Annotated in this window: 26 protein-coding genes; 21 read left to right on the forward strand and 5 right to left on the reverse strand. The window is 58.7% G+C overall.

Features of this window, described 5'->3' with window-relative positions; all coding sequences use genetic code 11:
* Positions 1-213 precede the first annotated feature (213 nt).
* From HPT27_RS03575 to HPT27_RS03595, 5 genes are all read left to right on the forward strand, one after another.
* A complete protein-coding gene (locus tag HPT27_RS03575; RefSeq protein ID WP_172239063.1) occupies positions 214-582 on the forward strand; it encodes a hypothetical protein in 369 nt (122 codons plus the stop codon).
* A gap of 145 nt (positions 583-727) precedes the next feature.
* A complete protein-coding gene (locus HPT27_RS03580; RefSeq protein WP_172239066.1) occupies positions 728-1,108 on the forward strand; it encodes a hypothetical protein in 381 nt (126 codons plus the stop codon).
* Positions 1,109-1,201: 93 nt separating this feature from the next.
* Positions 1,202-1,621, forward strand: coding sequence for a hypothetical protein (locus HPT27_RS03585; RefSeq protein WP_172239069.1), 420 nt, complete (start codon positions 1,202-1,204; stop codon positions 1,619-1,621).
* Positions 1,622-1,757: 136 nt separating this feature from the next.
* Entirely contained in the window at positions 1,758-1,988 is a 231-nt protein-coding gene (locus HPT27_RS03590) for a YciI family protein (RefSeq protein ID WP_211197838.1), read from the forward strand.
* Between the two features lie 553 nt (positions 1,989-2,541).
* The gene (locus HPT27_RS03595; RefSeq protein ID WP_172239075.1) at positions 2,542-2,919 is read left to right on the forward strand and encodes a hypothetical protein; all 378 of its coding nucleotides are present in this window, start codon (positions 2,542-2,544) and stop codon (positions 2,917-2,919) included.
* Between the two features lie 111 nt (positions 2,920-3,030).
* Here HPT27_RS03595 and HPT27_RS03600 read toward each other — a convergent pair whose 3' ends face one another.
* A complete protein-coding gene (locus HPT27_RS03600; protein ID WP_211197839.1) occupies positions 3,031-3,654 on the reverse strand; it encodes a carbonic anhydrase in 624 nt (207 codons plus the stop codon).
* Positions 3,655-3,694: 40 nt separating this feature from the next.
* On the opposite strand from HPT27_RS03600, the gene HPT27_RS03605 reads away from it, so the two are divergent.
* Both HPT27_RS03605 and aroE read left to right on the forward strand, forming a co-directional pair.
* A complete protein-coding gene (locus HPT27_RS03605) occupies positions 3,695-4,084 on the forward strand; it encodes an antibiotic biosynthesis monooxygenase family protein (protein WP_172239078.1) in 390 nt (129 codons plus the stop codon).
* Positions 4,081-4,878, forward strand: a complete 798-nt coding sequence (gene aroE, locus HPT27_RS03610) for a shikimate dehydrogenase (protein WP_211197840.1) — start codon at positions 4,081-4,083, stop codon at positions 4,876-4,878. The genes HPT27_RS03605 and aroE overlap by 4 nt, the downstream gene beginning before the upstream one ends.
* Before the next feature lie 2 nt (positions 4,879-4,880).
* Here the strand turns inward: aroE and HPT27_RS03615 are convergent, their stop codons facing one another.
* Positions 4,881-5,162 carry a hypothetical protein gene (locus HPT27_RS03615; RefSeq protein ID WP_172239081.1) on the reverse strand — a complete coding sequence of 94 codons (282 nt, stop codon included), beginning with the start codon at positions 5,160-5,162 and terminating at the stop codon, positions 4,881-4,883.
* On the opposite strand from HPT27_RS03615, the gene HPT27_RS03620 reads away from it, so the two are divergent.
* The 3 genes from HPT27_RS03620 to HPT27_RS03630 are packed head-to-tail and all read left to right on the forward strand — an operon-like array spanning position 5,161 to position 8,241.
* Positions 5,161-5,544 (forward strand): hypothetical protein, encoded by a 384-nt coding sequence (locus HPT27_RS03620; protein ID WP_172239084.1) that lies wholly within the window; start codon positions 5,161-5,163, stop codon positions 5,542-5,544. The genes HPT27_RS03615 and HPT27_RS03620 overlap by 2 nt on opposite strands.
* 56 nt (positions 5,545-5,600) lie before the next feature.
* Positions 5,601-7,622 (forward strand): M3 family metallopeptidase, encoded by a 2,022-nt coding sequence (locus HPT27_RS03625; RefSeq protein ID WP_172239087.1) that lies wholly within the window; start codon positions 5,601-5,603, stop codon positions 7,620-7,622.
* 46 nt (positions 7,623-7,668) lie between these two features.
* Positions 7,669-8,241 carry a HutD/Ves family protein gene (locus tag HPT27_RS03630; protein ID WP_172239090.1) on the forward strand — a complete coding sequence of 191 codons (573 nt, stop codon included), beginning with the start codon at positions 7,669-7,671 and terminating at the stop codon, positions 8,239-8,241.
* Positions 8,242-8,307: 66 nt separating this feature from the next.
* Here the strand turns inward: HPT27_RS03630 and HPT27_RS03635 are convergent, their stop codons facing one another.
* Positions 8,308-10,242: a GGDEF domain-containing protein gene (locus HPT27_RS03635; RefSeq protein ID WP_172239093.1), complete on the reverse strand. Its 1,935-nt coding sequence runs from the start codon at positions 10,240-10,242 to the stop codon at positions 8,308-8,310.
* Between HPT27_RS03635 and HPT27_RS03640 the strand changes: the two genes are divergently transcribed.
* From HPT27_RS03640 to HPT27_RS03660, 5 genes are all read left to right on the forward strand, one after another.
* Complete coding sequence (locus tag HPT27_RS03640) at positions 10,241-10,435, forward strand: hypothetical protein (RefSeq protein ID WP_172239096.1); 195 nt, start codon at positions 10,241-10,243, stop codon at positions 10,433-10,435. The two genes, HPT27_RS03635 and HPT27_RS03640, sit on opposite strands and share 2 nt — an antisense overlap.
* Positions 10,419-11,972 (forward strand): FGGY-family carbohydrate kinase, encoded by a 1,554-nt coding sequence (locus tag HPT27_RS03645; protein WP_172239099.1) that lies wholly within the window; start codon positions 10,419-10,421, stop codon positions 11,970-11,972. The genes HPT27_RS03640 and HPT27_RS03645 overlap by 17 nt, the downstream gene beginning before the upstream one ends.
* Positions 11,973-12,093: 121 nt before the next feature.
* Positions 12,094-13,260, forward strand: coding sequence for an EAL domain-containing protein (locus HPT27_RS03650; protein WP_172239102.1), 1,167 nt, complete (start codon positions 12,094-12,096; stop codon positions 13,258-13,260).
* Between the two features lie 106 nt (positions 13,261-13,366).
* The gene (locus tag HPT27_RS03655; RefSeq protein ID WP_211197841.1) at positions 13,367-14,491 is read left to right on the forward strand and encodes a sterol desaturase family protein; all 1,125 of its coding nucleotides are present in this window, start codon (positions 13,367-13,369) and stop codon (positions 14,489-14,491) included.
* 267 nt (positions 14,492-14,758) lie between these two features.
* Positions 14,759-15,412, forward strand: a complete 654-nt coding sequence (locus HPT27_RS03660; protein ID WP_172239105.1) for a hypothetical protein — start codon at positions 14,759-14,761, stop codon at positions 15,410-15,412.
* 139 nt (positions 15,413-15,551) lie between these two features.
* On the opposite strand, the gene HPT27_RS03665 is transcribed toward HPT27_RS03660, so the two are convergent.
* Positions 15,552-16,508, reverse strand: coding sequence for a substrate-binding periplasmic protein (locus HPT27_RS03665; RefSeq protein WP_172239108.1), 957 nt, complete (start codon positions 16,506-16,508; stop codon positions 15,552-15,554).
* Between the two features lie 223 nt (positions 16,509-16,731).
* Here HPT27_RS03665 and rimO point away from each other — a divergent pair, with 223 nt between their 5' ends.
* On the forward strand, positions 16,732-18,096 hold the full coding sequence (gene rimO / locus HPT27_RS03670; protein WP_172239111.1) for a 30S ribosomal protein S12 methylthiotransferase RimO: 1,365 nt from the start codon (positions 16,732-16,734) through the stop codon (positions 18,094-18,096).
* 56 nt (positions 18,097-18,152) lie between these two features.
* On the opposite strand, the gene HPT27_RS03675 is transcribed toward rimO, so the two are convergent.
* Positions 18,153-19,118, reverse strand: a complete 966-nt coding sequence (locus tag HPT27_RS03675) for a serine hydrolase domain-containing protein (RefSeq protein ID WP_172239114.1) — start codon at positions 19,116-19,118, stop codon at positions 18,153-18,155.
* Between the two features lie 473 nt (positions 19,119-19,591).
* On the opposite strand from HPT27_RS03675, the gene HPT27_RS03680 reads away from it, so the two are divergent.
* From HPT27_RS03680 to HPT27_RS03700, 5 genes are all read left to right on the forward strand, one after another.
* Positions 19,592-20,671 (forward strand): efflux RND transporter periplasmic adaptor subunit, encoded by a 1,080-nt coding sequence (locus HPT27_RS03680; RefSeq protein ID WP_172239117.1) that lies wholly within the window; start codon positions 19,592-19,594, stop codon positions 20,669-20,671.
* Between the two features lie 14 nt (positions 20,672-20,685).
* The gene (locus tag HPT27_RS03685) at positions 20,686-23,799 is read left to right on the forward strand and encodes an efflux RND transporter permease subunit (RefSeq protein WP_172239120.1); all 3,114 of its coding nucleotides are present in this window, start codon (positions 20,686-20,688) and stop codon (positions 23,797-23,799) included.
* A 153-nt stretch (positions 23,800-23,952) separates the two neighbouring features.
* Entirely contained in the window at positions 23,953-24,816 is an 864-nt protein-coding gene (locus tag HPT27_RS03690) for an SAM-dependent methyltransferase (RefSeq protein ID WP_172239123.1), read from the forward strand.
* A gap of 12 nt (positions 24,817-24,828) precedes the next feature.
* Positions 24,829-25,047: a Nif11 family protein gene (locus tag HPT27_RS03695; RefSeq protein WP_172239126.1), complete on the forward strand. Its 219-nt coding sequence runs from the start codon at positions 24,829-24,831 to the stop codon at positions 25,045-25,047.
* A gap of 10 nt (positions 25,048-25,057) precedes the next feature.
* A complete protein-coding gene (locus HPT27_RS03700) occupies positions 25,058-26,968 on the forward strand; it encodes a sensor histidine kinase (protein ID WP_172239130.1) in 1,911 nt (636 codons plus the stop codon).
* Positions 26,969-26,983 lie beyond the last annotated feature (15 nt).

Consider the following 26,983-nt stretch of genomic DNA (forward strand, 5'->3'; position numbering starts at 1 on the left):
AAAAGCATCAGGCCTGACGCGACACGAGGCTGGCTTTATCTGCACCGGCGCCGATGTTAAACGGCAGCGCCTTCTAACATCGGTGCGTGGATAACCCAATTCGGTTGCCAATTTCTTGAAATACCGAAAGAATTCGGGCTTTCAATCCTTGCCAGAAGCCTGTGTTAAACGGCAGAGGCAGATAATTACTAGTTAGGCCTCGCACAACGCACCATGGAAATTCACGCGCCAGGAAATGAAGACCTTCTCGCTCGCTGGAAGCGAAATCACACGTTCCTCCGGGTCGAGGTCGTCGGTGCCAACGTCGCGCTTTCCTTCACAGGAGTGCTGGAGCGGTATTCGCCAACTGAAATCGTCGTCTCCAGAAATTCCGACGAACTGTCAATCTCAACCTTTTGTGGGGCCTACAGCATCAACGAAGGACCGATCGAACCGGACCCTGAAGGGTTCTGGCAGACCTATCGCAGGGTAGTGCAGGTCACCACGGACGGCGGCGCGCAATGCCATATCTACGAACTTCGAAATGTGCATGCATGTGGCGTAAGAAAACACGAAGGTCCACGGTCATGCGATGCCGACTGAACACGCCCCTTCTCAAGCCTGTGCGCCGCCTGCTTTCCTCGTCTCGAGGGCAAGCACCAGCGAGGCCTAACCCTTCCATCGAGGGGACGTCACAAAGGCCGCTTCGCGCCCTTTGCGCCGCCCCTCATGTCAAACGTTAGACCAAATGAATCGCGACACACTATTCATCGCCAAGCAAACGCCATTTAGCACTTTGGATACAATCGCTTTAGCAATATTTAAAGCACTCGAATTGCTAGAAACCGAAGAGCGATTCAGTTCCAACTATCCCCCGGACGATCACTATTTTGCCGCTTATGGAAAGAATGTAGTGCTCAAGGTATTTGATATGGATGACGTAAAGCCAGAGTATCCATTTTGCGTATCCATAGACAAGCCAACCTATCGACATGGTGAGGCTCAAATTCCCACAGACTCATCGGTTCTTGCTGCAGCGCTCGCTGAGAAAGGGTTTCGCGTTTTCGAGCCCAATGGCCCTTGGTACAGCACAGGCTGGAATGGCGAAGGCAAAGAATATGCAGTCTAACACGTCGTTCGAAACCGTTACGGCCTTTGGCCTCCACTGGACCGCTTTCAGCGTTGCTGAAAGCGGCCTTTCAACTCTGCGTAGGAGTCACTGATGTCAGCGCCCACGATCAACGACATGATGGTTGCCTACGCCGAGGACGCTGTCGATTTCGCACGCAACAACTTTGGGGTATCGCTCGACTACACCGCTGAAAGTGTCGAGAAAATCGAAGTCATGGCAAACCGACTATTTCAGGCTAAGCCAAAAGGTTTTCTTGGCAAGTTCATTCGGAAAGGACCTTCGGAGGAAGAAATTCAGACTGTGTGCAAAATGCTAGGTGGCTACATTGGTGAGGTGTATCGCAGAACAAAGGGTGGTGAATGGGCCATCAATCAGGAATACCAAACCATAGGCCTGACGTCAGGCGAGGCTTGGATATTTCCACCCGCGAAGGTTCATAAGCGGCTCACCAACGGCACAGAAGACAACCTTCAATCATACTTTCGCGTCATCCTTGAGCAACCTTGGTGAAGGTACCGTAGGTCAGAATCACGCAGCGCTTCGGACGCATGAACAAGACATTCGTACGAAGCCGTTCACGCGGATTCGCACCTACAATCCCAACGTTTTGTTGAAACACGATATGACTTGCTATCTGGTAATGGTAATGCGCACAGCGCAGTTTCAGGCGTCAGCCATTGCGCCGCATCAGGCGTTTCTGGAAACGCTGCGGCAGAATGGTCAGCTGGAGTTGGCGGGGCCGTTTACTGACAAGAGCGGTGGCGCGTATGTGATACGCGCTGAGAATCTGGCGGCGGCGCAGGCGCTGGCATTCACCGACCCGTTGCACACCACGCAATCGTCGCTCGTGACGGTGTATGAGTGGAGCGCCAGTTGAGCTCAGGCCAGCGATCAAGTTGCTGGTAATACCCTAGTCCAATCACGAATGATGTTCCTGAGCAGGTAGCGCTACCGAAAGTCGTGCTTGTGCAAGCGTTGGCAGACGGCAGGCGCTGACTTCACTTCGAATCCTCTTCACCTCGAACCGTCTTTACTTCGAACCCACCTCATTTCAACCGCCGGACAAATCGCGCAAGCGGCGCAAACCATGCGCCGTCGCCGCGTAGCAGACGCCCCGCTCAGATGCTTGATCATCGCCAATTGGTAAACGCCGGGTTTGCTTGCTATACCTTGTGGCGCCTGCGTCGATGCGCGACTTTTTCTCGTACCGGCGTCAGGCATTTCTTCTGACCGTTTCTGTGCTGAAGCGGTCCCGCATCAGCTGGTATTGATCCGAACGTTGGGATCCTGGGTGCGCTGGAATCAGGGACGCCAAACCGATCAGGGCGTGGAAAAAATCACGCTCAAGATCTGTTGGCGACAAGCGAGTCCGCAGGTGAAGGAGTTCACGCCGGACGCTGTCAGGGACGCAAAGTCCCGGAGGATGCACGATGAAGACGTATCAACCGAAAAGTGGTTACAACCCGAATCTGGCCGAGATGGGTTTGGCTGCGCCGCTCGACCAACATGTGGTGATTCCGATTCAGGTCAGCAACGGCAAGCCATCGCTGAAAAATCCCAATCAAAACACCGCCTATATCGATCAGGGACAGTATGCCCTGTGGGTGTGCAATGAGCCGTTCACGGTCTGGTTTGATGACCCGACCGCCAAGCGTGAGGCCGACACCCATTCTGCCAAAGGCACCGGCTACAAATACGCCGCCGAATCCAAGGCCAAGGATTTCAAATACACCAATATGCCGTACGACTATCACATTGATGTCGCCGGTGGCACGCTGGACCCGATCATCATCATCCGACCGAGTTGACGCTACCAACAAAAACGCCTGCAACCGCAGGCGTTTTTGTTGGCGTCAATCCATCGCACGGCAATCACCTGCCAATCGATCGACAACCGACCGACAATCAAGCGACAACGATCAGGCCGGCACCTGATCCGGGCCATTGATGTGCAGACCCAGTTCGCGGATCAAGCCGTCGTTGACCGAATAAATCAGCGCGTGGATGGTCAGCTCCTGACCGCGTGCCCACGCTTTCTGCACGATGCGGGTTTGCGCCACGTTGATGACCTGCGCTTTCACATTCAGCTCGCACAGCCGGTTCAGCACCGCGTTGCGGTCCGGGTTCAGCGCCAGTTCTTTTTCATGTTGCCGGCAGACATGCCGGACATTCTCCAGCCAGTGATCGACCAGGCCGGGCGCGTTGCCGTCATAGGCGGCAATAACACCACCGCAGCCATAGTGGCCAGTGACGATAATGTGTTTGACTTGCAACACCTCGACCGCATACTGCAGCACGGCCAGACAATTGAAATCGGTCAGGCTGACCACGTTGGCGACGTTGCGGTGGACAAACACTTCGCCCGGTGCCAGCCCCATGATCTGGTTGGCCGGCACCCGCGAATCGGAGCAGCCTATCCACAGGTATTCCGGCCGTTGCTGATTGGTCAGCCGCTGAAAGTATTCCGGATCATCGCGGGTCATGCGCTCGGCCCAGCGGCGGTTATTCTCGAACAGCTGCTGCATGGCATCTTGATTGGACATCGACGAGTTTCCGAACGGGACACAAGGGAGAGGATTCTACATGACTAGCGCCCAGCCACTGCCCCGAGCTCAGCTCGTCGGGGCGTATGCCGTGATCTTCATCTCGCAGCGTCGCCAGCAAGCTGAACAGGCCGAGCACGCCAGCTATGGCACGACCGCCGACCGCATGGTGACGCTGGCGGCAAGCCAACCCGGCTACCTCGGCGTGGAAAGCGTGCGCGCCGGCGACGGCCTCGGCATCACGGTGTCGTACTGGCAAACGCTGGCCGACATCAGCCACTGGCGCGCCGAGGCCGAGCACAGCCTGGCCCGGCAGCACGGTCGCGAGCGCTGGTATGAATCCTATGAATTGCAAATCGCCAAAATCGAGCGCGCTTACGGCTGGCAGGCCGGTGCGCCGGAACCGGCCACAGGAACCGCTTCCGCATGATGGCCGAGCAAACATTGATTCGCTGCGCGGTGATTGGTCAACCTATCGCGCATTCCAAAAGTCCGCCAATTCATCAGGCGTTCGCCCGCCAGTTTGGGCTGCAGCACGATTACCAGAAAATCGATTGCGCGCCGGAACAGTTCGCCGCCACCGTGCAGCAGTTCTTCGCCGATGGTGGCCGTGGTCTCAGCGTCACGCTGCCGCACAAACCGGCGGCGCTGGCGCTGGCTGCTCAGGCCAGTGATCGGGCACAGCTCGCCGGCGCGGCCAACACCTTGGGTGTCGACAGCAACGGGGCGATATGGGCCGACAACACCGATGGCATCGGTCTGGTCCGCGATCTGGCTCGGCTCGGCATTGGCGTGAAAGGACAACGGGTGCTGGTGCTCGGTGCCGGCGGCGCCGCGGCCGGTATTTTGCCGGCGCTGCAAGCGGAGCAACCGGCGGCGCTGGCGCTGTTCAATCGCACCCCGGCCAATGCCGTGCCGCTGCTCAAACGATTTGCCGGTGTCCAGCTGGCCACGGCCGCTGATGCGCCGTATTCGCTGGTGATCAGCACGGTCAGCAGCGGCGCGGCCGCAATGCTGGCAACGTTGCCGCTGCAAGCCGGCGGCAGCGGTTACGATCTGAATTACGGCGAGCGGGCCGAGCCGGCGTTGACGGCAATGCGTGCGCTGGGTCTCAGCGGCTGCCACGATGGTCGCGGCATGCTGATCGAACAGGCGGCGGTGGCGTTTGCGCGCTGGCATGGGCTGACGCCCGACACCGCGCCGCTGCATGCGGGCGGGTTTTGAATTCAGGTTTTGAAGATGGCTGCGAAGACGGTTTCGAAGACAGTCTCGAAGATGATTTCGAAGATGCTCATGCAGCGAAATTTCACGTACAGGCAGGGAGTCGGCAGGATGATGCGCACGGGAACATTGCTGTTGCTGGGCTGGCTGAGCGCAACGGCCTGTGCCACGCCGGCGCCAACGGCCGCCGATAAAACGCCCATCAGCAAAACCGGCGCCAGCGCCACCACTGCAACCAATTCCGCCGCAGCCAAAACACCGGTCCGGCCGGTGGCGAAACCGGCCATGGCGCCCGAACAACAGATTGCCGGCGACTGGGTCATCAGCCGCGAATTGGCCGCCGGCAATGCCGCCACGCTGACGCCGGATGAAGTCGAGTCGCTGCTCGGCGCCCAGGCGCATTACGACAGCCAGAGCGCGGCCTTTGCCGGCGTCGATTGCGGTCGGCCGAGCTTCGACAGCTACCGCGAAACCTCGGCCAATTTGTATCAGTTGTTTGAGCTGCGCTTTGACGACCTGGCCATCATCGGCGACGACGTGCTGGCCATCGACATCAACTGCATGGATGCCGATGTCGAGTTTCTCGCTGGCAATACCGTGCTGGTTGCCGGTCCGGACCGGCTGGTCACCGTGGTCGAAGGCGTCTGGTTCGAGCTAAAGCGGCGCTAAACCGCGCACGCCTGTGCGACAATAACGGCATCATTTCTTTTCGTGTTGTCCACGCCATGTCGCCACTGCCCACCGAACTGCCCCGCTTCACCGATGTCATTCCCGAACAGGTTGTGCCCGAGCTGCAACAGCGGCTGGCGCACAACCGCGCCACGCTCAAGCAATTGCTGGACGGCGATCAGGCGTTTCGCTGGGCCACGCTGGTCACGCCGCTGGAAGCCAGCGAAAACGAGCTGCACAAATGGTGGTCGCGGGTCGGCCATCTGCACTCGGTCTGCGATTCACCGGCACTGCGCGATGCCTACAACAACGCGCTGCCGCTGCTGACCGAATACAGCACCGAGCTGGAACAAAACGAAGCGCTGTACAAAGCCTATCTGCACATTCGCGATCACGACGACAGCCTCGATGCCGCCCAGCGTCATATCGTCAATGAAGCAATCCGCGATTTCGAACTGTCCGGCATTGCGCTGCCGCCGGAGCAGAAAAAACGCTACGCCGACTTGCAACAGCAACTGTCCGATCTGGGCTCGACATTCGAGCAGAACGTGCTCGATGCCTCAATGGCCTGGACCCGGCAATTCAACGGCGCCGAAGCACTCGCCGGTTTGCCGGAAAGTGCGCTTGCCAATGCCCGCGAAACCGCCAAGGCGCGCGACATGGAAGGTTATCTCATCACGTTGGAAGGGCCGAGCTATCTGGCCGTGATGACTTATGCCGACGATCGCGCGTTGCGCGAAGAGGTTTACACCGCCTACTGCACCCGGGCTTCGGATCAAGGTCCGCAAGCCGGCAAGTTCGACAACAGCAAGGTGATCGCCGATACCCTCGCCGCGCGTCATGAACTGGCGCAACTGCTCGGCTTCGCCGATTATGCGGCGCTGTCTCTGACCGGCAAGATGGCCAAGAGCGCCGAACAAGTGGATCACTTCCTGTTGGACTTGGCCACCCGTGCCCGCCATCAGGCGCAAGCCGATCTGGCGGAGCTGGCGGCCTACGCCAAAGCCGAACACGGCTGCAGCGATCTGCAAGTCTGGGACATCGGCTACTACAGCGAAAAACTGCGTCAGCACAAATACAACATCAGCGACGAAGAGCTGCGGCCGTACTTTCCGGAAAGCACGGTGTTGAACGGGTTGTTTGATGTTGCCTGGCAATTGTTTGGTGTGCGTTTTGCCGAACAGAACGAGTTTGATCGCTGGCATCCGTCGGTGCGGCTGTTCGATGTCAAAACCGAAGCCGGCGCCACCATCGCCCATTTCTATGTTGATCTGCACGCCCGCCAACACAAGCGCGGCGGGGCCTGGATGGACGATGCCCAGGGTCGGTTCCGCTGCGCTGGCACACTGCAGAAACCGATCGCATTCTTGACCTGCAATTTCGCCGGCCCGGCCGAAGGCAAACCGGCGCTGCTGACCCACGACGACGTGGTGACCCTGTTCCATGAATTTGGTCACGGCCTGCATCACATGCTGTCGGAAGTCGATTACCTGTCAGCGACTGGCATCCATGGCGTCGAATGGGACGCCGTCGAATTGCCGTCACAATTCATGGAAAACTTCTGCTGGGAAAAAGCGGCGCTGAAAAAGCTCTCGGCGCACTGGCAAACCGGTGAAGCCTTGCCGGATGTGCTGATCGACCGGCTGCTGGCTGCCAAGCACTTCCAGAGTGCGATGCAGATGATCCGGCAGATCGAGTTTTCGCTGTTCGATCTGCGCCTGCATGCGCATTACCAACCGGGCCAAACCGAAGTGATGACCGTGCTCAATGGCGTCCGTGAACAAGTGTCGGTGCTGAAAGCGCCGGCATTCAATCGCTTCCCGCACAGCTTTGGCCATATCTTTGCCGGCGGTTATGCGGCCGGTTATTACAGTTACAAATGGGCCGAAGTGCTGTCAGCCGATGCCTTCAGCAAGTTTGAAGAGGACGGCGTATTTGAGCGTAACAGTGGCGAGCGTTTCCGCAAGGAAGTGCTGGCTGTTGGCGGCACCCGGCCAGCGCTGGACAGCTTCAAGGCGTTCCGGGGCCGTGAGCCGGAAATCGATGCCCTGCTGCGCCACAACGGGATCGCGGCGTGATGGCGGTGCGTTGCCACGACGTTAATCAGACGGCGCGAGTGGGATCATGACGGTACGCATTCTGTTTCCACATCACTGGCAAACCCAGCCGTGGAAGAACGGCGGTGGCATCACCCATGAACTGGCGCGCGCCGATGACGCTGCGGGCAATCGCTGGCGGCTGTCGATTGCCGAAGTGGCGAGTGATGGCCCGTTCTCCCGCTTTGATAACATTGACCGGGTCATCCTGATGCTGACCGGCAAGGGCTTTCGCTTGCACGGCGTTGGTGCCGACCCGGAAGTGATCGGCGAACCGCTGCGACCTTTTTCGTTCGCGGGTGAAGCCAACATCCACTGCACGCTGGTTGACGGCCCGGTGCGGGATTTCAATCTGATGAGTCGCCGCGCTGACGTGGCGGCGACGCTGCAGGTGGTTGCGCTCGACAGCAACCGGCAAAGCTTTCGCGTTGAGCCGCAGACCTTTGTCTTTGTCGCCAGCGGCCGGCTGTTTGCCGAACTGAACGGTCACGGCTACGTGCTCGATGCCGAGCAAACCCTGATGGCGAGCGACGAACATGGCGACTTGCAGCTGAGTGCGGTCAGTGCCGACGCAAACGCGCTGCTGGTCACGATACGCTGAGCCAAGCTCCCGATTCGAGAATAGCGCTTGCAGTGTCGCTTGCGCTGATTCCGGGGCAGCGTGATCTCAAGCCATCACCCGATTGCGGCCGGCGCGTTTGGCGCCGTACAACAACCGGTCGGCATTGGCGAGCAGATCGGCTGGTTCCTGTTCATTGCAATTCTGGACAGCGGCAACGCCGACGCTGATGGTGACCCAGCTGTCGCTGAGTGCGAGCGTGCCGTCATTGTTGGCAGCCGGCAATTCTGCGACCGCTTGCCGCATCTGCTCGGCCAGCAACATGGCGCCATCGCGATCGGTGTCCGGCAATAGCACGACAAATTCTTCGCCACCGTAGCGGGCCAGAAAATCGCCGGGGCGATGCAGCTGTTGCTTCAAGGCTTTGCCGACCATGCGCAAGGTTTCGTCGCCGACCAGATGGCCATAGCGATCATTCAGTTGCTTGAAGTGATCGATGTCGATCATCAGGATCGCGCTGCCCTGCTCATTGCGGCGCAGCCGTCGCCACTCTTCGGCAATGACCTGATCAAAGTGACGGCGATTCGGAATGCCGGTCAGGCCATCGGTGCGGCTCATGGCCAGCAGCGCCTGCTCATAGGCTTTACGGGTCGACAGATCGTTGATGGTGGCCAGTGCCAGGGAGACGCCGCCGAGTCGGATTGGAGTCACGCCGACTTCTATCTGCAATTCGACGCCGTCGCGGCGCAAACCGTAAATGTCGCTGGTGACCCCGAGCAATTGTTCGCGCGGGGCAGTGAAGTATTTCGCCATGCCGGCGCTGTGGCGCGAGCGCGACGCCTCCGGCACCAGCATGCGGATGTTTTCACCGAGCAATTGTTCGACCCGGTAATCAAACATCGAGGCGCAGGCCGGATTGATCAATTGAATGCGGCCGTCACTGTCGGTGAGCAAACAGGCGACCGGTGAATTCTCGAACAGGCGGCGAAATTGTTCTTCGACTTGTTGGGTTTCCAGCAGGGCTTCGGTCAGCGCACGCTGGCTGCTGTTTTCCCGTTGTGCCATCTGGGCCAGCGCGCTGGCGAGTTGTTGCAATTCGGCGCTGCTGCGTGTTGGCAATCGCAATTGCCAGGGCGTGCCGACCCGCCACTGCGCAGTGTATTGCGCCAAGCTGTCGAGCGGCCGGGTCAGCCGTCGTGCCACGCTGCCACCGGCCAGCAGCGAAGCCGCCGTCAACAACATCGCCAGCAGCAACAACGCGGCCAGCCATTGATACAGCGGCTGCAGGACAGCGCTGCGGGCGATGCTGATCTGCAAGGTCCAGCCGGTCAGCGCCGGCTTGCGTTCGGTGTGCAATTCGGCATCGTCACTGAGTGCGGGGCCAAACAGCAACACCGGTTCCGTGCCGGCAAACAGTCGCAATTGAAAATGGTTGTCGGCCGGATTGGCGTCATTGAGCAAGGCTTGCAGTTCGGTGGCGGATTCGTCGACATGCAGACTACCGAGCGTGCTGCCGGCCCAGACCAGATCAACCCGGTGATGAAAGCTGCCACCGCCAGCGGCGGTAAACGTGCTGACGATGGCGACGTTACCGGGATCCGGATTGCGCGGCAGCGTTGCGCTATCGAGTTGCAGCGCCGGATCGGAACTGGCGATCAGCTGATTGTCCGGCCCGAGCAACATCGCATAGCGCAGACTCGGCACGGTGCCGACGCTGTCGCCGAGCAATTCGCTGAGCCGGTGTTGGCGCTCGCGGCGCTCGGTTTCGGTTTTGGCATCGGCAACGCTGAGCAGGGTTTGGCGCAATTCGCTGCGCGCTGCCAGCAGCGCCACCCGATCGCGCTGGCGCGCCAACAATTGATTGATGGCTGCTTCGTTGCGATTGGCGAGCAATTGCAGCGCCGGCTCGGTTTGCGCCAACAAGGTGCGGTGCAGCCACAGTCCCGACAACAGGCCGCCGCTGACCAGACACAGCCAGCACGCCCCCACCAGCCATAACAGCAGTTGTCGGTACAGGCGTGGCGCCTGCGGTGGAACAGTCATGATTCTGGCGCGCCGGCAACTGGACAGCGAAGGAAGTGTTGAGTGTAGCGGGCGTAGCGTTGCTGTGGAGTGGCAGGAGCCGCGCTGGGCTACCGCCGTCGCCGGCCCTGTAGCAAATGCGGCGGCGCCGTTATGCTGGGCGCCGGCCGATAACGGCGATGACGGTGGCGGTAGCGATGACGGCAGTACCTGATCTGATTCTCGCGCTCGATAACGGCACCCAGAGCCTGCGCGCGCTGCTGTTCGACCGGGCTGGCCAGCTGCAGGGCAAGGCTGCGGTGGCGCTGCACTATCAGCACCCGCAGCAGGACCGTTGCGAGCTCGACCCGGACCAGTTCTGGCAAGCACTCACTGTCGCCTGCCAGCGGCTGTGGGCGCAGGACCCGGGCTGGCAGGCGCGGGTGGCGGCGGTGACGCTGACCACCCAGCGCAGCACCGTCATTGCGCTCGATGAGCACGACCAGCCGGTGCATCCGGCCATCGTCTGGATGGACCAACGCCGCCTGCGCCCGGACCAGATCCCGGCCATCGGCGGGCTGTGGGAGCTGGCGTTCAAACTGGCCGGGGTCAGTGCCACCGTCGCCAGTTTCCAGGCCGATTGTGAAGCGGCCTGGCTGCGCGCCGAGGCCCCGGCGGCCTACAAGCGGATCCGCCGGTACGGCCTGCTGTCCGGGTTTTTGTCCTACAAGCTGACCGGCGAATGGCGCGACGCCGTCGGCGGCCAGGTCGGTTACCTGCCGTTTGATTTCGAACGCCAGCGCTGGGCCGGCCCGCGTGACTGGAAGTGGCGGGCCTGTCCGATCGCCCCGGAATGGCTGCCGGAACTGGTGCCGGCGGGCGGCGAGCTAGGCCGCATCACGGCTGCAGCGGCGGCGGCAACCGGCGTTGCCGCCGGCACGCCGCTGATCGCGGCAGCGGCCGACAAGGCCTGCGAAGTGCTCGGCTCCGGCTGCCTGGACCCGGACATTGCCTGCCTGTCATATGGCACCACCGCCACAGTCAATTTGTCGGCCGACCGCCATATCGCGCCGCTGCCGTTCCTGCCGGCCTACCCGGCCGCTGCGCCCGGCTACTGGAACGCCGAGTATCAGATTTACCGCGGCTATTGGCTGGTCAGCTGGTTCAAGGAGCAGTTCGGCCAACCGGAACAGGCACGTGCCGCCGAAGAAGGCGGCGTGCCGGAGCAGTTCTTCGACGAGCTGGTCAACGCGGTGCCGGCCGGCGCCGAGGGCCTGATCCTGCAGCCGTACTGGAGCCCCGGTGTGCGTGAGCCGGGACCGGAAGCGCGCGGTGCGGTGATCGGCTGGGCCGATCACCATACCCGCGCCCATCTGTACCGGGCGATTCTGGAAGGCATCGCCTACGGCCTGCGTCAGGGGTTGGAAAATCTCGAGCGCCGTGGTGGCGTCAAAGTCAGTCGCTTGCGCGTCTCCGGTGGTGGTTCGCAATCCGATGCCGCGATGCAACTGACTGCCGATATTTTCCAGCGCCCGGCCGAGCGGCTGGCGCTGTACGAAACCTCCGGGCTCGGTGCCGCCATCAACGCGGCCGTGGGTTTGGGCTGGCATCGTGACCACGCCAGCGCAATGGCCGCGATGACCCGGGTCGGTCGGGTGTTTGAACCGGGTGCGGATCGCAGCGCGCGTTATGAACAGCTGTACCAGCGCGTCTACAAACCGCTGTACCGGCAGCTGCGGCCGCTGTATCGCGAATTGCAGGCATTACGCTAGCGAGCCACCTATACTGGCGCTGTCAGCACCGTGATCCCGCACGTTGCTGGCGGGGTTGAAGCACTGCATCGCGCGGATCGCGTTGGTGCAGAAAATCCGCTGGATTCGACAGGATGTTGTCATGGCCGAGTTGTTGACCCGGGCCGTCGCCCCGGGCGAAGTGATCTTTCGCGAAGGCGATCTCGCCGATTGCGCCTACATCGTCACCGAAGGCGCCATCGAAATTCACACCGGCAGCGGCAGTGGCGAACGCTGCGTTGCGGTGATTGGTGCCGGCGAGCTGCTCGGTGAAATGGCCATGCTCGATAACGCGCCGCGCTCCGCCACGGCCGTCGCGCTGGCACCGACAATACTCACGGTTATTGATCGCAGCCAGCTCATCACCCGCCTTGCTTCCGCCGACCCGGTCTTGCATCTCTTGCTCAAAGTGCTGCTCAACCGGCTGCGCGGTCAGCTGCATGACGAACCCGCACAAAGCGAACATCCCGCCTCGGTCGTGCAGGACGCCGTGCTCGAACGCATCCGGCTGGAAAACGAATTGAAAGCCGGGCTCGGTGCCGGCGAAATGCGCCTGCATCTGCAACCGATCGCCGACGCCAACAGCCGGCGCATACACGGTTTTGAATCGCTGGTGCGCTGGCAACATCCGCAGCGCGGCATGGTTCGGCCGGATCTGTTTATCAAAGTCGCCGAAGAGTCCGGCTTGATCATTCCGCTGGGTCGCTGGATTTTGCGCGAGGCCTGTCTGGCGTCACTGCGGCTGGATCGGGAAGCCAACAGCGCCGACGTGCACGGTAAAGATGCGTTTATCAGTGTCAACGTTTCGACCGGGCAATTTCACGATCCGGAATTCATACCGATGCTGGCCGCCACGCTGCAGGAAACCGGGCTCAACCCGCACCGCCTGAAACTCGAGATCACCGAAAGCGTGCTGACCAATGCCGAAGCCGCCAAGAAATGGATCGACGACTGCAAGGCACTAGGCGTCCGCATTGCGCTCGATGATTTCGGCACCGGCTATTCCTCACTCAGCTATCTGCACGAATTCAACATCGACACGCTGAAAATCGATCAGAGTTTTGTCCGTCGCATGTTGCAGGACGAACGCAGCGCCCATATCGTCGCCACCATCATCACGCTCGGCAAATTGCTTGGCATGGAGATCATCACCGAAGGGGTCGAAACCGAAGATCACCTGCAGCGGCTGGCCGCGCTTGGCTGCGACTATGCCCAAGGCTATCTGATCGCACGGCCGGCCTCGATCGACAGCTATTTCGAACGGGTTTGAATCGCAGACAGCCTAACCGAGTGGCCGGCCGCAGGGCTGACAGCAGCCGGCCACTCGGTTAGGCTGTCGGCGCCGGAATGGACCGGTCTGCCGAGCAGGAAGCATTGTGGAATCCCTGGTTTTTTCTCCCGCCACCCAATCGGATATCGGCAAGCGCGCTGGCGTGCTCGCCGGTCTGCTTGGCGTCATTTGCGTACTGGCCGAATTCTGTTTTCTGTTTCCGGACCTGTTGGTGGTCCGCGATGCCTTGCCGTTTTACCGGGCCAATATCGGTGCGCTGCGGCTGACGCTGCACATCCTGATCATTTTGACCTTTGTCTGCGGTCTGGTCAGCGTGCTGTATCTGCGCTCAAAAGCACACGGCGTAATCGGCATTGCGCTGGCCATGGTGGCGACCCTGCTCGGCGGCAGCGAAGCCGAGCCGATTGTCACCGGTAGCCGGCGGTTCAGCGCTGGTCTGGATTATTTTTTGCTGGAGCTGCTCATTCTCGGTTTGCTGTTCATTCCGATGGAGCGGCTGTGGACGCTGCGCGAACAGAAAATTTTCCGGCTCGGTTGGCAAACCGATTTGAAGCATTTCTTCATCAGCCACGCTGGCGTGCAGCTGATTTCCTTTGCCACGCTGATACCGGTGCAAGTGTTCTTTGCCTGGGTGGTGAAGTTTGATTTTCAGCAGCTGGTGCAGGCGCAGCCGGTCTGGCTGCAATTCATCGAAATCCTGTTTTTTGTCGATTTGGTCAGCTACTGGGTACACCGCGCCTTTCACCAGATTCCGTGGTTGTGGAAATTCCATGCCATTCACCACTCCAGTTTGCACATGGATTGGTTGGCGGGTTCCCGTACCCATCTGGTTGATGTGCTGGTCAACCGCTGTCTCGGTTTCGTGCCGATTTTCATTCTGGGATTTTCACCGGCAGCGATTTATGCCTATCTGGTGTTTGTGTCGTTTCACGCGGTTTACATCCACGCCAATGTCAATCATCGCTGGCCGTATCTGTGTCACGTGATCGCGACGCCGGAATTCCATCACTGGCACCACACATCGGACGAAGAAGGCATCGACAAGAATTTTGCCGTGTTCCTGGCCTTCATCGATCGGATCTTTGGCACCAAGCATCTGCCGGATTACTGGCCGCAGCGTTACGGCACCACCAAATTCCAGCCACCGGAAAGCTGGTGGGGGCAATTCACCTATCCGTTCAAACGTCAGGACGAGACACCCTACGGCTGAGTGACGCGTCGTCACCTCAGCTCGCGCCGCCACGATCTTGTTGTCGTGCGGCGCCGCTGGCTGGCAGCGCCAACGACGCCAGCGTGAACCGGCCCGCATCCTCACTGTGCGCCGGTTCACGTTCTGACCTATTGCGCGGCAGATGTGCCGCTGCGTGTGACTGCAATCACTCCATTGCCGAGCCGGCGTCCTTACAGTGACCACCATGGCCGGCACCTTCTGCCCTTCTTCGTCACCCGACTGGTGACGCCGGCCAAGGAGTGAATCATGAAACGCGCCCTGATCGGTCTGTTGCTGTCGACCCTAGCCCTGTCGACCCTGACCCAGCCGGTGCTCGCCGCTACCCAAGCGAGCTGCCAGGTGGCCGAGCAACAGGACCCGAAAGCCCTGATCAATCTGTTCCTGAGCCAGGAAGTGGCAGCCAGCCCGCGTGGTGATTACGTCAAATGGGACAATCCTGCGCCGGCCTACAAGGGTAGCGAATACCTCTACCCCATCGAAGCGCCGAAGCTGGAGCTCGACAGCCTGACCGTGGTCAGCAAGTTCGCCATCAAGGAAGTCAAAGCCAAAGGCAATGAAGCGACCGTCATGGTCGAGCTGTTCACCATTGCCGACCTCTGGCGGCCGAAAGGCCGGGAAGACGACGCCTTCGGTCGCCGGGTCACCGAAATTGGCGAGCCGATGCTGCAGAGCTACAAACTGCGGCGCGAACAGGGCTGCTGGGTGCTGATTGACCCGCCGAAGCCGGCTGTGCAGGCCGCGACCGTGCTGAGCTATCTCGAGCAGATGCTGACCGCCAACCGCAATCAGACCGCAGAAGAAGCCACGCCGGAAACCCGCAAACGGGTTTACCTGCTGGAACGTGAAGTGCCAATGCTGAAAAGCCTGATCCGCAAATACGCCCCGGGGCTGGGGGTCTGAAGCTGGCGCACTGAGCCGACGAATCCGCTGCTGCGAGACGCCGTGCAGCCATTTCGTTAAGTGATTTTCGACGCCGGCCTCACCCACCCGGTCGGCGTCATTTTTATCGCGCTTCCCTTGGCGCTAGCCAGCGCCTGCTTTATCCGCTCGGGTACTGTCCCTCAGCCACCGGTTCTTGAATCGGTGGCTTTTTTATTGCCGCACGATTGTCTGGACTAATTGATTGCTTGGGCTCTTGGCTCGGCGCCAGCCACAGCGTTTTGTCAGCCAATGGGGTTTGCTCCGGCAACAACGGATTGTGGAGTCGCAACAGCCGGCGATCCGGCTGATTGAGCAAGCTCAGAGCTTCCCGCATGGCCGGATGCTGGCGGAACAGCGCATCAAAACTGCCGTCGGCCAGGGCGCGGCGCAATCCCGCTTCCAGGCGTTTTGCCAGCGCGTCGTTGTCCTTGTTGACGAAGAAATACATCGCGCTCGGGTAATACAGCAGCAGCCGGCGCTCCAGCGCCAGATTCAGTTCCGCATGCTGGCGCAGTTCGGCAGGGGCCTCCGAAACGCCGCGCGGAAAATAATCGAAGCGGCCGAGTGCCAGCATCTGAAAGGAACTGGCGTAATTGGAGTTGGTTTCCACGTGCAGGCCATTGGCGCGCAAAATGGTGGTGTCAGGCCAATCATGGCCCTGACCGGCCACCAGTGTGGCCAAATCGGCCAGTGACTGCACGGCATCAAAGCGCGCCTGTTCGCCGGCGCGGATCAGCAGCACCCGGCACCCATACAAACCCTTTTCCAGCGGAATGCGGATGGGCCGCAATTGCTGTTCGCGCTCACGCGAGGTGATGGTCCAGACCACCTCGACGCCGCGATTGCGGATCAAGGAATCCAGCGCCCGATCCTGTTGCATGCCTACGGCCGCCGCTTCCAGCAGGTAGTCGCCGTGACTGCGCCGGGTCTTTGCCAGCGCGAGCTCAAGCAGGCTCAGAAAATAATCGCTGCGGGAATCCGTTACCGCTTCCTGGCGTGGATAGCGGATCCGCGTTTCGGCGGCGTCGGTGGCGCTGATAGTCAGCGCAAGGATCAGGAACTGCAGCAGGCGCATGGTCGCTTGCCCCGGGTTGCCGGCACAAAATCAGACGGATGCGTTGCAGTATAGGTAAACCGCCGGTGCCGGGATGTACGGTGGTACTCGATCGATTCCGGAATCCGCTTGCTCCGACCTCCGCCCGGGCCTAGAATTGCGCACTTTTTCGCCAGCCCAGTCCGGTTCGTCGCTATCGCCGTCCCGCTGCTGCTGGCACGCCGCCGTCCGCAGGAATCGCCGCATGTCCGATATCGTCAAACCCACTGCCACTGCCACCGATAAAGCTGGCGGCAAAACTGCTACCGGTAAGGTCGGCTTTGTCAGCCTCGGTTGCCCGAAGGCGCTGGTCGATTCCGAGCGCATCCTGACCCAGTTGAAAACTGAAGGCTACGAGATCGTCCCGACCTACAAAGACGCCGATGTGGTGGTGGTCAACACCTGCGGGTTCATCGATGCCGCCGAACAGGAATCGCTGGATGCCATTGGCGAAGCGTTGAAAGAAAACGGCAAAGTCATCGTTACCGGTTGTCTCGGCGCGAAAGCAGAAAAGATCACCAACGTGCACCCGAAGGTGTTGTCGGTTTCCGGCCCGCAAGCGTATGAAGCGGTGATGGGCGCCGTCCACGATGTGGTGCCACCGAAGCACGATCCGTTTATCGATCTGGTGCCGCCACAAGGCATCAAGCTGACACCGAAACATTACGCGTACCTAAAAATTTCCGAAGGCTGCAATCACCGCTGCGCGTTCTGCATCATTCCGTCGATGCGTGGCGATCTGGTGTCGCGACCGATCGGCGATGTGATGACGGAAGCGGAAAATCTGGCCAAGGCCGGGGTCAAGGAATTGCTGGTGATTTCGCAAGACACCAGCGCCTACGGTGTCGACACCAAGTATCGCACCGGCTTCTGGAATGGCCGTCCGCTGAAAACCAAAATGAAAGATTTGTGCGAAGCGCTGGCCGAGCTCGGCATCTGGGTGCGCTTGCATTACGTTTATCCGTATCCGCATGTCGACGAGATCATTCCGTTGATGGCGGCCGGCAAAATCCTGCCTTACCTCGACATTCCGTTTCAGCACGGCAGCCCGCGCGTACTGAAACTGATGAAGCGTCCGGCGCACGCCGAAAACACGCTGGAGCGGATCAAGGCCTGGCGGGCGATCTGTCCGGAGCTGGTCATTCGCTCGACCTTTATTGTCGGCTTCCCCGGCGAGACTGAAGACGATTTCCAGATTCTGCTCGACTGGCTCAAAGAAGCGCAGCTCGATCGGGTTGGCTGTTTCAAATACTCGCCGGTCGAAGGCGCCACCGCCAACGAGCTGCCGGACCCGGTGCCGGAAGACATCAAAGAAGAACGCTGGCAGCGCTTCATGGCGGTTGCGGCGGAAATCTCCCGGCAGAAACTGGCAGCGAAAATCGGCAAGACCATCACCGTGCTGGTCGACGAAGTGGATGACGAAGGCGCGATTGCCCGGTCCATGGCCGACGCCCCGGAGATCGATGGCAAGGTCTATATCGATAGTACTGATCTGAAACCAGGTCAGCTGGTGCAAGTCGTCATCGACGATGCCGACGATTACGATCTGTACGCCTCGGTCGATAGGTAATTCGCGTGACCTATAGCATCCATATACATCAGTAGTCACTCGAAGCTTGCGAGTGACTACTTTGGTGTAGTTAGTTGCGCGCTAAATGCGGGTATGACAAATTGCTTCAACATTTCCAGTGGACCACGAAATAAGTCATATCGGTCAAAGTTGGTCGCGGTGGTAACGAATACCAATTGCAAGGTTGGTACAACAAAAATGGCTTGCCCACCATTGCCGAGTGCATAAAAAATCTTTTCTCGTTTACCATTGATGTCGACGCCGGATATCCACCAGAAATAGCCGTAGCCAGTTCCTGGTGGCATGCCAGCAAACTGCCACTTCACGCTAGTCGATTCTTCAACCCAGCTTTTCGGCAGCAGCCGTTTGCCGTTCCAGGCACCACCGCTCAAATACAGTTGACCAAATTTAATCAAGTCGCGACTCGTCAATCGAAACAAGCTGCTGCGGTCCCCTATCTTCATGGGCCGGAACAAAACCATTCGTAAAAAATCAGTGGTTTCCCTATGCGCAAGCCCAGACAACAGGCCATCAATGATTACTGGAGCTGCATCATTGTAGGCAAACACGGTGCCAGGCATATTTGCCAGCGGCAGATTCAGGGCGCGTTGCCATATCGGTATCTCGAGCTTACTTTGCCACGGCATGGTTGACGCGAACAGGCGGCTACCACAAGGATTGGTCGGACTTGACATATCCTCACAGGCAAGACCAGCCGTCATTGTCATAACGTGAGCAAACGTCATTAGTCGCTTTTCAGGGTGTGGATTGTCGAAGCGGCTTGCGTGTTCAAAAACCTCATAGACAGACACATCCACACTCGGAATTAACTTGAGCGAAACTGCAGCGCCATAACCTGCGGAAAGTAGACTCTTGGTCAGTGAACGGAGCTCATGGGGCTTGTCCCATTGGTTGCCGCGGAAATAGCTCTCCAGCACCAACTTGTTGTCTTTTAAGATAAGCAGACTGTCGACCGCGCCCCATGTTCCCTTAGCGGCTTCGTTGATGAGATTGGTCAACATGGCAGGACTATTCGCAAGTGACTCCGCCTTCGCGGTGTCCAAGCCATCCTGGCGAAACTTTGGTGCCTGTGCTTCGTTCAACGGAGTTGAGACACAGGCTGCTAAGGGAAAAAGTGCCAGAAAAAGCAATAAACTTCTTGAGCCCATAAGAAAGACTGACCAAACCTGACCGAGCCACGACTCTGTCAATCGGCTTCAAATGTAACAAGCAAAGTATTACCGGCAATTTTGGGTATTATTCCGACGAGGTAAACCTAACTGCACAGAATGTGGTGAGCATTAGTAATGCTGACAAAGCCCTGCCTTGGAGGGATCCAGCCTTGATATGCGGCAGCCGCATACTGTCGCGGCTAAAACATCTGGTAACAAATCCGGGCTGCTCATTTGCCGGTATTAAGTGCTGCGGCAAGACGAACGGTCAGTTTCCATTCGTATAATTCGCCGGTTTTCTTTCCCGAGCACGAGTCTGTCCGATGAACAAGCAAATCCCTCTATACGTGCTTCTAGCCGGCCTGACCGTTTATGCCGGCTCGCTGTGGTGGCGGGGTGGCGGCGGTGATGGCGCCGGCAAGGAGCGTCCACCCGTGCCGGTGACGCTGATGGCGGCGACCATGCGGCCGATGGGCGATGTGGTGACGGCGCTCGGTACCGCCGAGGCGCGCGAAGGTGTGGTGATCACGGCCGAGCAGGCCGGGCTGGTCGAGCAAATCCATTTTCGCGATGGCGACACGGTCGGCAAAGGACAGCTGCTGATCACGCTGCACGATGATGAGCAACAAGCCAAACTGCGCGAGGCCGAGGCCAAGCTGCTTGATCAGCGCAATCAATTTGCCCGCCTGCAAAATCTGGCCAAAGAGCAGGCGGTGGCGCGTTCGACGCTGGACGAGCGCGAATCGACCCTGAAAGTTGCGGAAGCGCAGCTGGCGGTTGCCCGCGCCGATCTCGACAAGCGCTACATTCGGGCGCCATTTGCTGGCGTACTGGGGGCGCGCCAAGTGTCACCGGGGGCGCTGGTGACGCCCGGCATGCAGATCACCACGCTGGATGACATCAGCACGGTCAAAGTGGAATTCACGGTGCCCGAAACCCTGGCCAGCTTTGTTCGCCGCGGCATGTCGCTGAATGCCCACAGCGCGGCGCTTGGTGACAAGCCGTTCATCGGTAAACTGAGTCACGTTGATACCCGCATCAATCCCAGCACGCGCACACTCAGCCTGCGCGCAGAAATCGACAATCCGCAACGTGATTTGAAACCCGGCATGTTGATCGATCTGCAAATCAGCCGTGACGAGGGTGAAGCCTTGTCGGTGCCGGAAGGGGCGTTGCTGAGCGTTGCCAACCAGCATTTCGTTTATCTGGTCAATGGCGATAACGTTGCCCATCAAACCGCCGTGCAAACGGGCCGTCGCCGGGTCGGTTTTGTCGAGGTGCTGGCCGGTCTCAAAAACGGCGACCAGGTGGTGGTTGAAGGCATCCACAAAGTTCGCGACGGTCAGAAGGTGGCGCCGGTAGCCGGCGTGCCGGCGGCAGATGCCGCCACGCACGCGTCGTAACGGAGGGCAAATCCATGTGGCTTTCCGATACCGCGGTGCGCCGACCGGTGCTGGCCATCGTGATCAACCTGATGCTGATCACCTTCGGCATGATGGCATTCCGGTTTCTCAGTCTGCGCGAATACCCGAACGTCAATCCGCCGATCGTTTCGGTCAACACGACCTATCCTGGCGCTTCAGCGGCCATCGTCGAGACCCGGATCACCCAGATTCTGGAAGATCGCATCAGTGGTATTTCCGGCATCCGTTCGATCAGTTCGTCGAGCAGCAATGGTCGCTCCAATATCACCATCGAATTCAACAGCAATCGCGATATCGATGCGGCGGCCAACGATGTGCGTGACCGCATTTCCCGCGCCACCGGCAACTTGCCCGATGAAGTGGATCCGCCGGAGGTGTCGAAAGCCGATTCCGACGAAGACGTGATCATCTGGTTCAATCTGCTGTCAGATTCCATGAGCACGCTGGAACTCAGCGATTACGCACGGCGCTACTTGGAAGATCGGTTCTCTTCGCTGGACGGGGTCGCCCGGGTTCGGCTTGGCGGCGGCAGTGACTATGCCATGCGCATCAACCTGAATCACGATGCGATGGCGGCGCGCCGGGTCACCATCACCGACATCGAGAACGCGCTGCGTCGGGAAAACATTGAGCTGCCGGCCGGTGAGCTACGCTCCACCGAACGGCAACTGACTGCACGGGTACTGCGCGGTTACACCAGCGATCAACAGTTCCGCGAGCTGGTGCTGCGCAAGGACGATGCCGGCCACCTGATCCGCCTGGGCGAAGTCGCCGAGATCTTTCTCGGCCCCGCGGAAGACAAAGTCTATTTCCGTGGTGACGGCAAGGATGTCATCGGCATTGGCATCATCAAGCAGTCCACAGCCAATACGCTGGAAGTGGCGCGCGCGGCAAAAGCCGAGTTCGCCCGTATCAAGGCCAGTCTGCCGCCAAACATGCAGATCATTCCGTCCTACGACAGTTCGGTGTTTATCGAGCAGGCGATTTCCGAGGTCTATCTGACGCTGTCGATCGCCATGGTGCTGGTGATCGGTGTCATCTATGTTTTCCTCGGTAGCTTGCGCGCGACGCTGATCCCGGCGGTGACGGTGCCGATCTCGTTGATCGGCGCCTTTGCCATTCTGTGGGCGCTTGGCTTTTCCATCAATCTGCTGACGCTACTGGCACTGGTGCTGGCTATCGGTTTGGTTGTCGATGACGCCATTGTTGTACTGGAGAATATTCACCGCCGCATCGAGCACGGTGAAAAGCCGTTGCTTGCGGCGTTCAATGGCACCCGGGAGGTGGGCTTTGCCGTCATCGCCACCACGGCTGTGCTGATTTCGGTATTCGTGCCGATTGTTTTCCTCGAAGGTGACCTCGGCAAACTGTTCAGCGAGTTCGCGTTGACCATTGCCGGATCGGTGTTCCTCTCAGCGATTACTGCGTTGACGCTGACACCGGTCATGGGTGCCTTTTTGCTGAAGCCGGCAACAGAACACTCCGGTTTTCAGTTGCAGGTTGAGAAAGCCGTCGCGCGTGTCGAAGCCGGCTACGGCCGCATGCTGGATGAGTTGCTGCATCACAAGTTCCTGTTCATCAGCATGTTGGTGCTGGTGATGATCTGTATTGCAGGACTGTTCAAGACGCTGCCGGCAGAGCTGGCGCCAAAAGAAGACCGGGCCGGTATTTTCGTCAACGTGTTGGGACCGGAAGGTGCCACCTTTGAGCACACCGTCACCAATGTGCAGGCGGTCGAGAAAATGCTGCGCCCTTATGTCGACAGCGGCGAGTTCACTCGCTTGCTGGCACGTGCACCGGGCTTCGGTGGCAATGCCATGAACTCGGCGTTTGTGGTCATTGGCCTGTCCGACTTTGGCACCCGGCGCAATGGCTTTGTCATTCTCGATGAAGTCAACGCCAAATTGTCGGTGTTGCCGGCCGTGCGCGCCTTCGGCTCCATCCGTCAGGGTTTGGTCAGCAGTGGCGGTGGTTCACCGGTTTCGTTTGTGATCGGCGGCGACGATTACGACGAGATGGCGCGCTGGCGTGACGTGCTGCTGGCAAAAGCCAGCGACAATCCCGGCTTTGCCAACGTGCAGGCCGACTACAAAGAAACGTTGCCGCAATTTCTGCTGACCATAGATCGCAATCGCGCCGCTGATCTGGGCGTTTCCGTGCAGGCAATCGGCACCACACTGCAGACCTTGTTGTCCGGCCGCAACATGACCACCTTCAATCAGGGTGGCGAAGAATACGATGTGCTGGTCAAGGGCGAGGAAGCCAGCTTCCGTACCCCGGACGATCTGCGCGGCATTTATTTGCGCTCGGAAAAAACCGGCGAACTGGTTTCGCTGGCCAACGTGGTCACTGGTGTTGAGCAGGCTGGGCCCAGCACGCTGAATCGCTACAACCGGATTCGTGCCATTACCATCACGGCTAACCTCGTGGGTGACTACACGCTGTCGCAGGCGCTCGATTTTCTGAACGGCGTGGTGCGTGATGATCTCGATAATGCGCCGCGGGTCGATTACAAAGGCGAATCGAAACGCTTCATGGAGTCGGCGGAAAGCTCACAGTTTGTTTTTCTGTTGGCGCTGCTGATCGTTTATCTGGTGCTGGCTGCGCAGTTCGAGAGCTTTGTCCATCCGTTCGTGATCATGCTGACCGTGCCGCTGGCGGTGCTCGGCGCGCTGGCCGGGCTGCAGGCATTCGGCATGACGTTGAACATTTACTCGCAGATTGGCATCGTGATGCTGGTTGGGTTGGCTGCCAAGAACGGCATTCTCATTGTCGAGTTCGCCAATCAAATGCGCGATCAGGGCCACGAGTTCGATCATGCCTTGCTGGAGGCCGCCAAGCGCCGACTGCGGCCCATCGTCATGACCAGTTTCACTGCCGTAATGGGTGCGATACCGCTAATTCTGGCCCATGGCGCCGGCTCGGAATCGCGCCAGGTGCTCGGTGTCGTGGTGTTTGGCGGGGTGTTGGTGTCAACCATTCTGACGCTGTTCGTCGTGCCGATGGCCTACAGCCTGTTGGCGCGCAACACCGGCTCGCCGGAAGCCGTGGCCCGGCAGTTGGCGGCGCTGACCCAAACCGAGGCCGGCGCCTCGCGCGAGGGCTGATCGGCAACCGCAATGCCTGCCAGTGCAGCGTTGCGCTGGGGTCCGTAGCACAAACAAAAAGGCGCAAACGCGCCTTTTTGTTTGTCCCGAATTTGCAACGGTTATGGCCCCGGCTGCCATAACCAGACGACGGTGCTTGATTCCCCAAGTCGCATGCGGCAAGGTAGCCGCTCACAAAATCCAACAAAATCAGGCAACACCGTGGTGGAAAAGCAGGGCTCGCTGGTCATTGTCGGCACCGGTATCAACACACTCGCCCATTGCAGCATTGAAGCGCGCGCCTATATCGAGCAAGCAGAAAAGCTGATTGTCCACGTCCCCGATCCGCTCGGTATGTCCTGGTTGCGAGAGCTGCATCCGGAGCTTATCGACCTGCAAGCCTGCTATGGCCAAAGCGAGAATCGTGCTGATGCCTACGAGCTGATGACGCGCACAATTACTGAGGCTGTTGTTGCTGGTCATCAAACCGTCGCTGTGTTCTATGGGCACCCAGGTGTTTTTGTGCAACCGTCGCACGAAGCCATCCGCCGCTTACGAGCGCAAGGGTTTCATGCCCAGATGCTGCCTGGAATCTCGGCGGAAGATTGCTTGTTTGCCGATCTAGGTATCGATCCCGGCCGGATTGGCTGCACGCAGCATGAAGCGAGCAGCTTCCTATTTCACCAACTGCCCATCGATCCCTCTACCCATTTGATCCTGTGGCAAATCGGCGTGTTGGGTGACCATACACTGCAACGACTGACGCCAGCCGCTCAGGCGCTGAGAGTGTTGTCACTGAAGCTGCAACAGCATTACCCAGCCAATCATCAAGTGGTGATTTATGAGGCGCCGGTTTTAACCATTGGTACAGCTCGAATGGACCGTCTTGCACTATCAGATCTGTCCGGCGCGCAGTTGACGCCAGCATCGACACTCTTTGTTCCTGCCTGTGTTCAGGCACTGCCCGATACAGATGTTATCAAGGCAATGTCGCTGACACAGCACGAAGTCTTTTCCCCCGTCAGTACAATTAAATAGAAGGAGCTTGTGATGTCCGCTGAAAATCTCAAAAAATTTCTGATGAATATGGCGCAGGACCCGAAGCTGCGGGCGCGCTATTTGGCCTCGCCCAAAAAAACCATGACTGAACAGGGTGTGTCGAAGAACCATCAAAACATGATCTTGAGCGGTGACTCTCATGGCATAACCCGCGAATTGGGAGGAAAGGACACCGTCTGCATCACCCATATTAACGGATATAAAAAGTAGGATTTTTTCAATGCTTCGTTCCTCTGCCTTCCTCCTCTTGACCGTCACAAGTGTCCTTTGTGTCGTGCATGCAGGTGAGGAAAACTCATCAGATACCTTCCTTCAGGCAGAGGGACGCTCCTGCTTGCAGGCGCAGACTGATTCAGGAACGAAAGGCATAGAAGAATACATTCGCGACGTCAACGTCTGCGTTGCAGAGAATCGTTATGATGTCGCACTCTCTTTTGCCGCACGTGCAAGAAAAATTGCAGCAGAAAGTCATAATCGTGATGACCACATGCGAGCGCTTGTCGCGGAAGCATCAGTACTGACTGTAATGGAATTGGTGCCAGAATCTTTGGAGCGCTATCGGGAAGCAATTTCCCTTTGGCAGGAAGGTGACCGGCGCGCCCATCTGATTGTCGCGTTAAACAATGCTGCTGATGCCTTACTTAAACTGAATCAGGTGAATGACGCCGAGCGTTACGCGGTCGACGCCAATAAACAAGCGCAGGGGCTAAAGGACGAGCTACTACTAGCCAGTACACTTGGTACCTTGGCTGATGTAAAAACCAGACTTCGTGACTATGAAGCTGCAAAGCTGGCAATCGATCAGTGTCTAAAAATTGCGGAACAATATGATTCCAGACTGCACCTGATATATGGCAACAAGATGCTGGCTGAATGGTATTTTGCCAAAGGTGAATTTCCAGCGGCACTCGCAGCATCCGATAAAGCGATCAATTTGTCAGTTAACCGAGGCATGAAATTTACGTTGCCAGGGCTGTATTTGCTCCGCGCGAATATTCTAAATCGCTTGGGAAGAGCCAAGGAAGCTGAACAGTCGGTGGATCTGGGAATCGAAGAGGCGGCCGTAAGCGGACAGCTAAAAACGGCACATGACTTGTGGGATTTTGCTCGCGCCAATCGCACCAAGCGAGGTGATTTACTGGGCGCGCTGAATGCCTACGAGCACCTTAATTCCTTGGCCGACGCTATATACGACCAGCGTTTGGCAAATACTCTGGCATTTGAACGAGTCATGCATGAGTTGGCAGAGAAGGAAGCCGAGATCGGCAAACTCAAACAGCAGAACGAATTCGAGCAGTCCAGTACAGAACGCGCGAAAGCCGAGCGTACTGCTGCCATTGCCATCAGTCTTTTCGTATTGGCAGTTTTTGTGCTCGGCTACAGTCGTTGGATGCACCGTCGTGACCTCAAACGGGCGGAAGCGGCAAACGAAGAGTTAAAGCGACTGAACCAGCTGAAGGATCAATTTCTCGCCAATACCTCGCATGAGCTGCGGACGCCCTTGAACGGCATTATTGGCCTGTCCGATGTCTTGCTGGTTGAGGAAGAAAAGAATCTGTCCGGTGAAGCACGCGAACACCTGGCGATGATCCGCGATTGTGGCAACCAGTTGTCGCAGCTGGTGGATGACATTCTGGATTTCTCCCGTCTGCGTGCCGACAAGCTGACACTGAATCGCAAGCCGTTGATGATGGCGGCGGCGGCGCGCGATGTGGTGCAGCTTTTACGACCAATGGCATCGAGCAAGGGTTTGATTTTGCACAGCGCCATTCCGGATGATTTGCCGCTGGTGCTGGCTGATGAAGACCGGGTCAAGCAGATTCTGCACAACCTGATTGGCAATTCGCTCAAGTTCACTGAAATCGGAACCGTCATTGTCAATGCCGAGCGCACTGACGGCATGGTGACCATCCGGGTCAAGGACACCGGCATCGGCATTCCGCCGGATCGCCTGAGCCGCATTTTTGAGCCGTTTGAACAAGTCGATGGCAGCAGTGGTCGGCGTTACGGTGGCGCCGGTCTGGGTTTGTCAATTGCCCGGCAACTAGTCGAAGCGCACGGCGGCATGCTGACGGTGGAGTCGGAGTATCAGAAAGGTTCGACCTTCAGCTTTAGCTTGCCAGTTGCGTGAGCGCGCTACTCGTCG

Origin of the sequence: Permianibacter fluminis, from assembly GCF_013179735.1 — a bacterium.
GTDB classification, from domain to species: Bacteria; Pseudomonadota; Gammaproteobacteria; order Enterobacterales; family Permianibacteraceae; genus Permianibacter; species Permianibacter fluminis.

Bases quoted from the DNA above. Each gene is read 5' to 3' on its own strand.
- HPT27_RS03575 (WP_172239063.1), top strand. From the start codon at position 214: ATGGAAATTCACGCGCCAGGAAATGAAGACCTTCTCGCTCGCTGGAAG.
- HPT27_RS03580 (WP_172239066.1), top strand. From the start codon at position 728: ATGAATCGCGACACACTATTCATCGCCAAGCAAACGCCATTTAGCACT.
- HPT27_RS03585 (WP_172239069.1), top strand. From the start codon at position 1,202: ATGTCAGCGCCCACGATCAACGACATGATGGTTGCCTACGCCGAGGAC.
- HPT27_RS03590 (WP_211197838.1), top strand. From the start codon at position 1,758: ATGCGCACAGCGCAGTTTCAGGCGTCAGCCATTGCGCCGCATCAGGCG.
- HPT27_RS03595 (WP_172239075.1), top strand. From the start codon at position 2,542: ATGAAGACGTATCAACCGAAAAGTGGTTACAACCCGAATCTGGCCGAG.
- HPT27_RS03600 (WP_211197839.1), bottom strand. From the start codon at position 3,654: ATGTCCAATCAAGATGCCATGCAGCAGCTGTTCGAGAATAACCGCCGC.
- HPT27_RS03605 (WP_172239078.1), top strand. From the start codon at position 3,695: ATGACTAGCGCCCAGCCACTGCCCCGAGCTCAGCTCGTCGGGGCGTAT.
- aroE (WP_211197840.1), top strand. From the start codon at position 4,081: ATGATGGCCGAGCAAACATTGATTCGCTGCGCGGTGATTGGTCAACCT.
- HPT27_RS03620 (WP_172239084.1), top strand. From the start codon at position 5,161: ATGGCGCCCGAACAACAGATTGCCGGCGACTGGGTCATCAGCCGCGAA.
- HPT27_RS03615 (WP_172239081.1), bottom strand. From the start codon at position 5,162: ATGGCCGGTTTCGCCACCGGCCGGACCGGTGTTTTGGCTGCGGCGGAA.
- HPT27_RS03625 (WP_172239087.1), top strand. From the start codon at position 5,601: ATGTCGCCACTGCCCACCGAACTGCCCCGCTTCACCGATGTCATTCCC.
- HPT27_RS03630 (WP_172239090.1), top strand. From the start codon at position 7,669: ATGACGGTACGCATTCTGTTTCCACATCACTGGCAAACCCAGCCGTGG.
- HPT27_RS03640 (WP_172239096.1), top strand. From the start codon at position 10,241: ATGATTCTGGCGCGCCGGCAACTGGACAGCGAAGGAAGTGTTGAGTGT.
- HPT27_RS03635 (WP_172239093.1), bottom strand. From the start codon at position 10,242: ATGACTGTTCCACCGCAGGCGCCACGCCTGTACCGACAACTGCTGTTA.
- HPT27_RS03645 (WP_172239099.1), top strand. From the start codon at position 10,419: ATGACGGCAGTACCTGATCTGATTCTCGCGCTCGATAACGGCACCCAG.
- HPT27_RS03650 (WP_172239102.1), top strand. From the start codon at position 12,094: ATGGCCGAGTTGTTGACCCGGGCCGTCGCCCCGGGCGAAGTGATCTTT.
- HPT27_RS03660 (WP_172239105.1), top strand. From the start codon at position 14,759: ATGAAACGCGCCCTGATCGGTCTGTTGCTGTCGACCCTAGCCCTGTCG.
- HPT27_RS03665 (WP_172239108.1), bottom strand. From the start codon at position 16,508: ATGCGCCTGCTGCAGTTCCTGATCCTTGCGCTGACTATCAGCGCCACC.
- rimO (WP_172239111.1), top strand. From the start codon at position 16,732: ATGTCCGATATCGTCAAACCCACTGCCACTGCCACCGATAAAGCTGGC.
- HPT27_RS03675 (WP_172239114.1), bottom strand. From the start codon at position 19,118: ATGTTGACCAATCTCATCAACGAAGCCGCTAAGGGAACATGGGGCGCG.
- HPT27_RS03680 (WP_172239117.1), top strand. From the start codon at position 19,592: ATGAACAAGCAAATCCCTCTATACGTGCTTCTAGCCGGCCTGACCGTT.
- HPT27_RS03685 (WP_172239120.1), top strand. From the start codon at position 20,686: ATGTGGCTTTCCGATACCGCGGTGCGCCGACCGGTGCTGGCCATCGTG.
- HPT27_RS03690 (WP_172239123.1), top strand. From the start codon at position 23,953: ATGCGGCAAGGTAGCCGCTCACAAAATCCAACAAAATCAGGCAACACC.
- HPT27_RS03695 (WP_172239126.1), top strand. From the start codon at position 24,829: ATGTCCGCTGAAAATCTCAAAAAATTTCTGATGAATATGGCGCAGGAC.
- HPT27_RS03700 (WP_172239130.1), top strand. From the start codon at position 25,058: ATGCTTCGTTCCTCTGCCTTCCTCCTCTTGACCGTCACAAGTGTCCTT.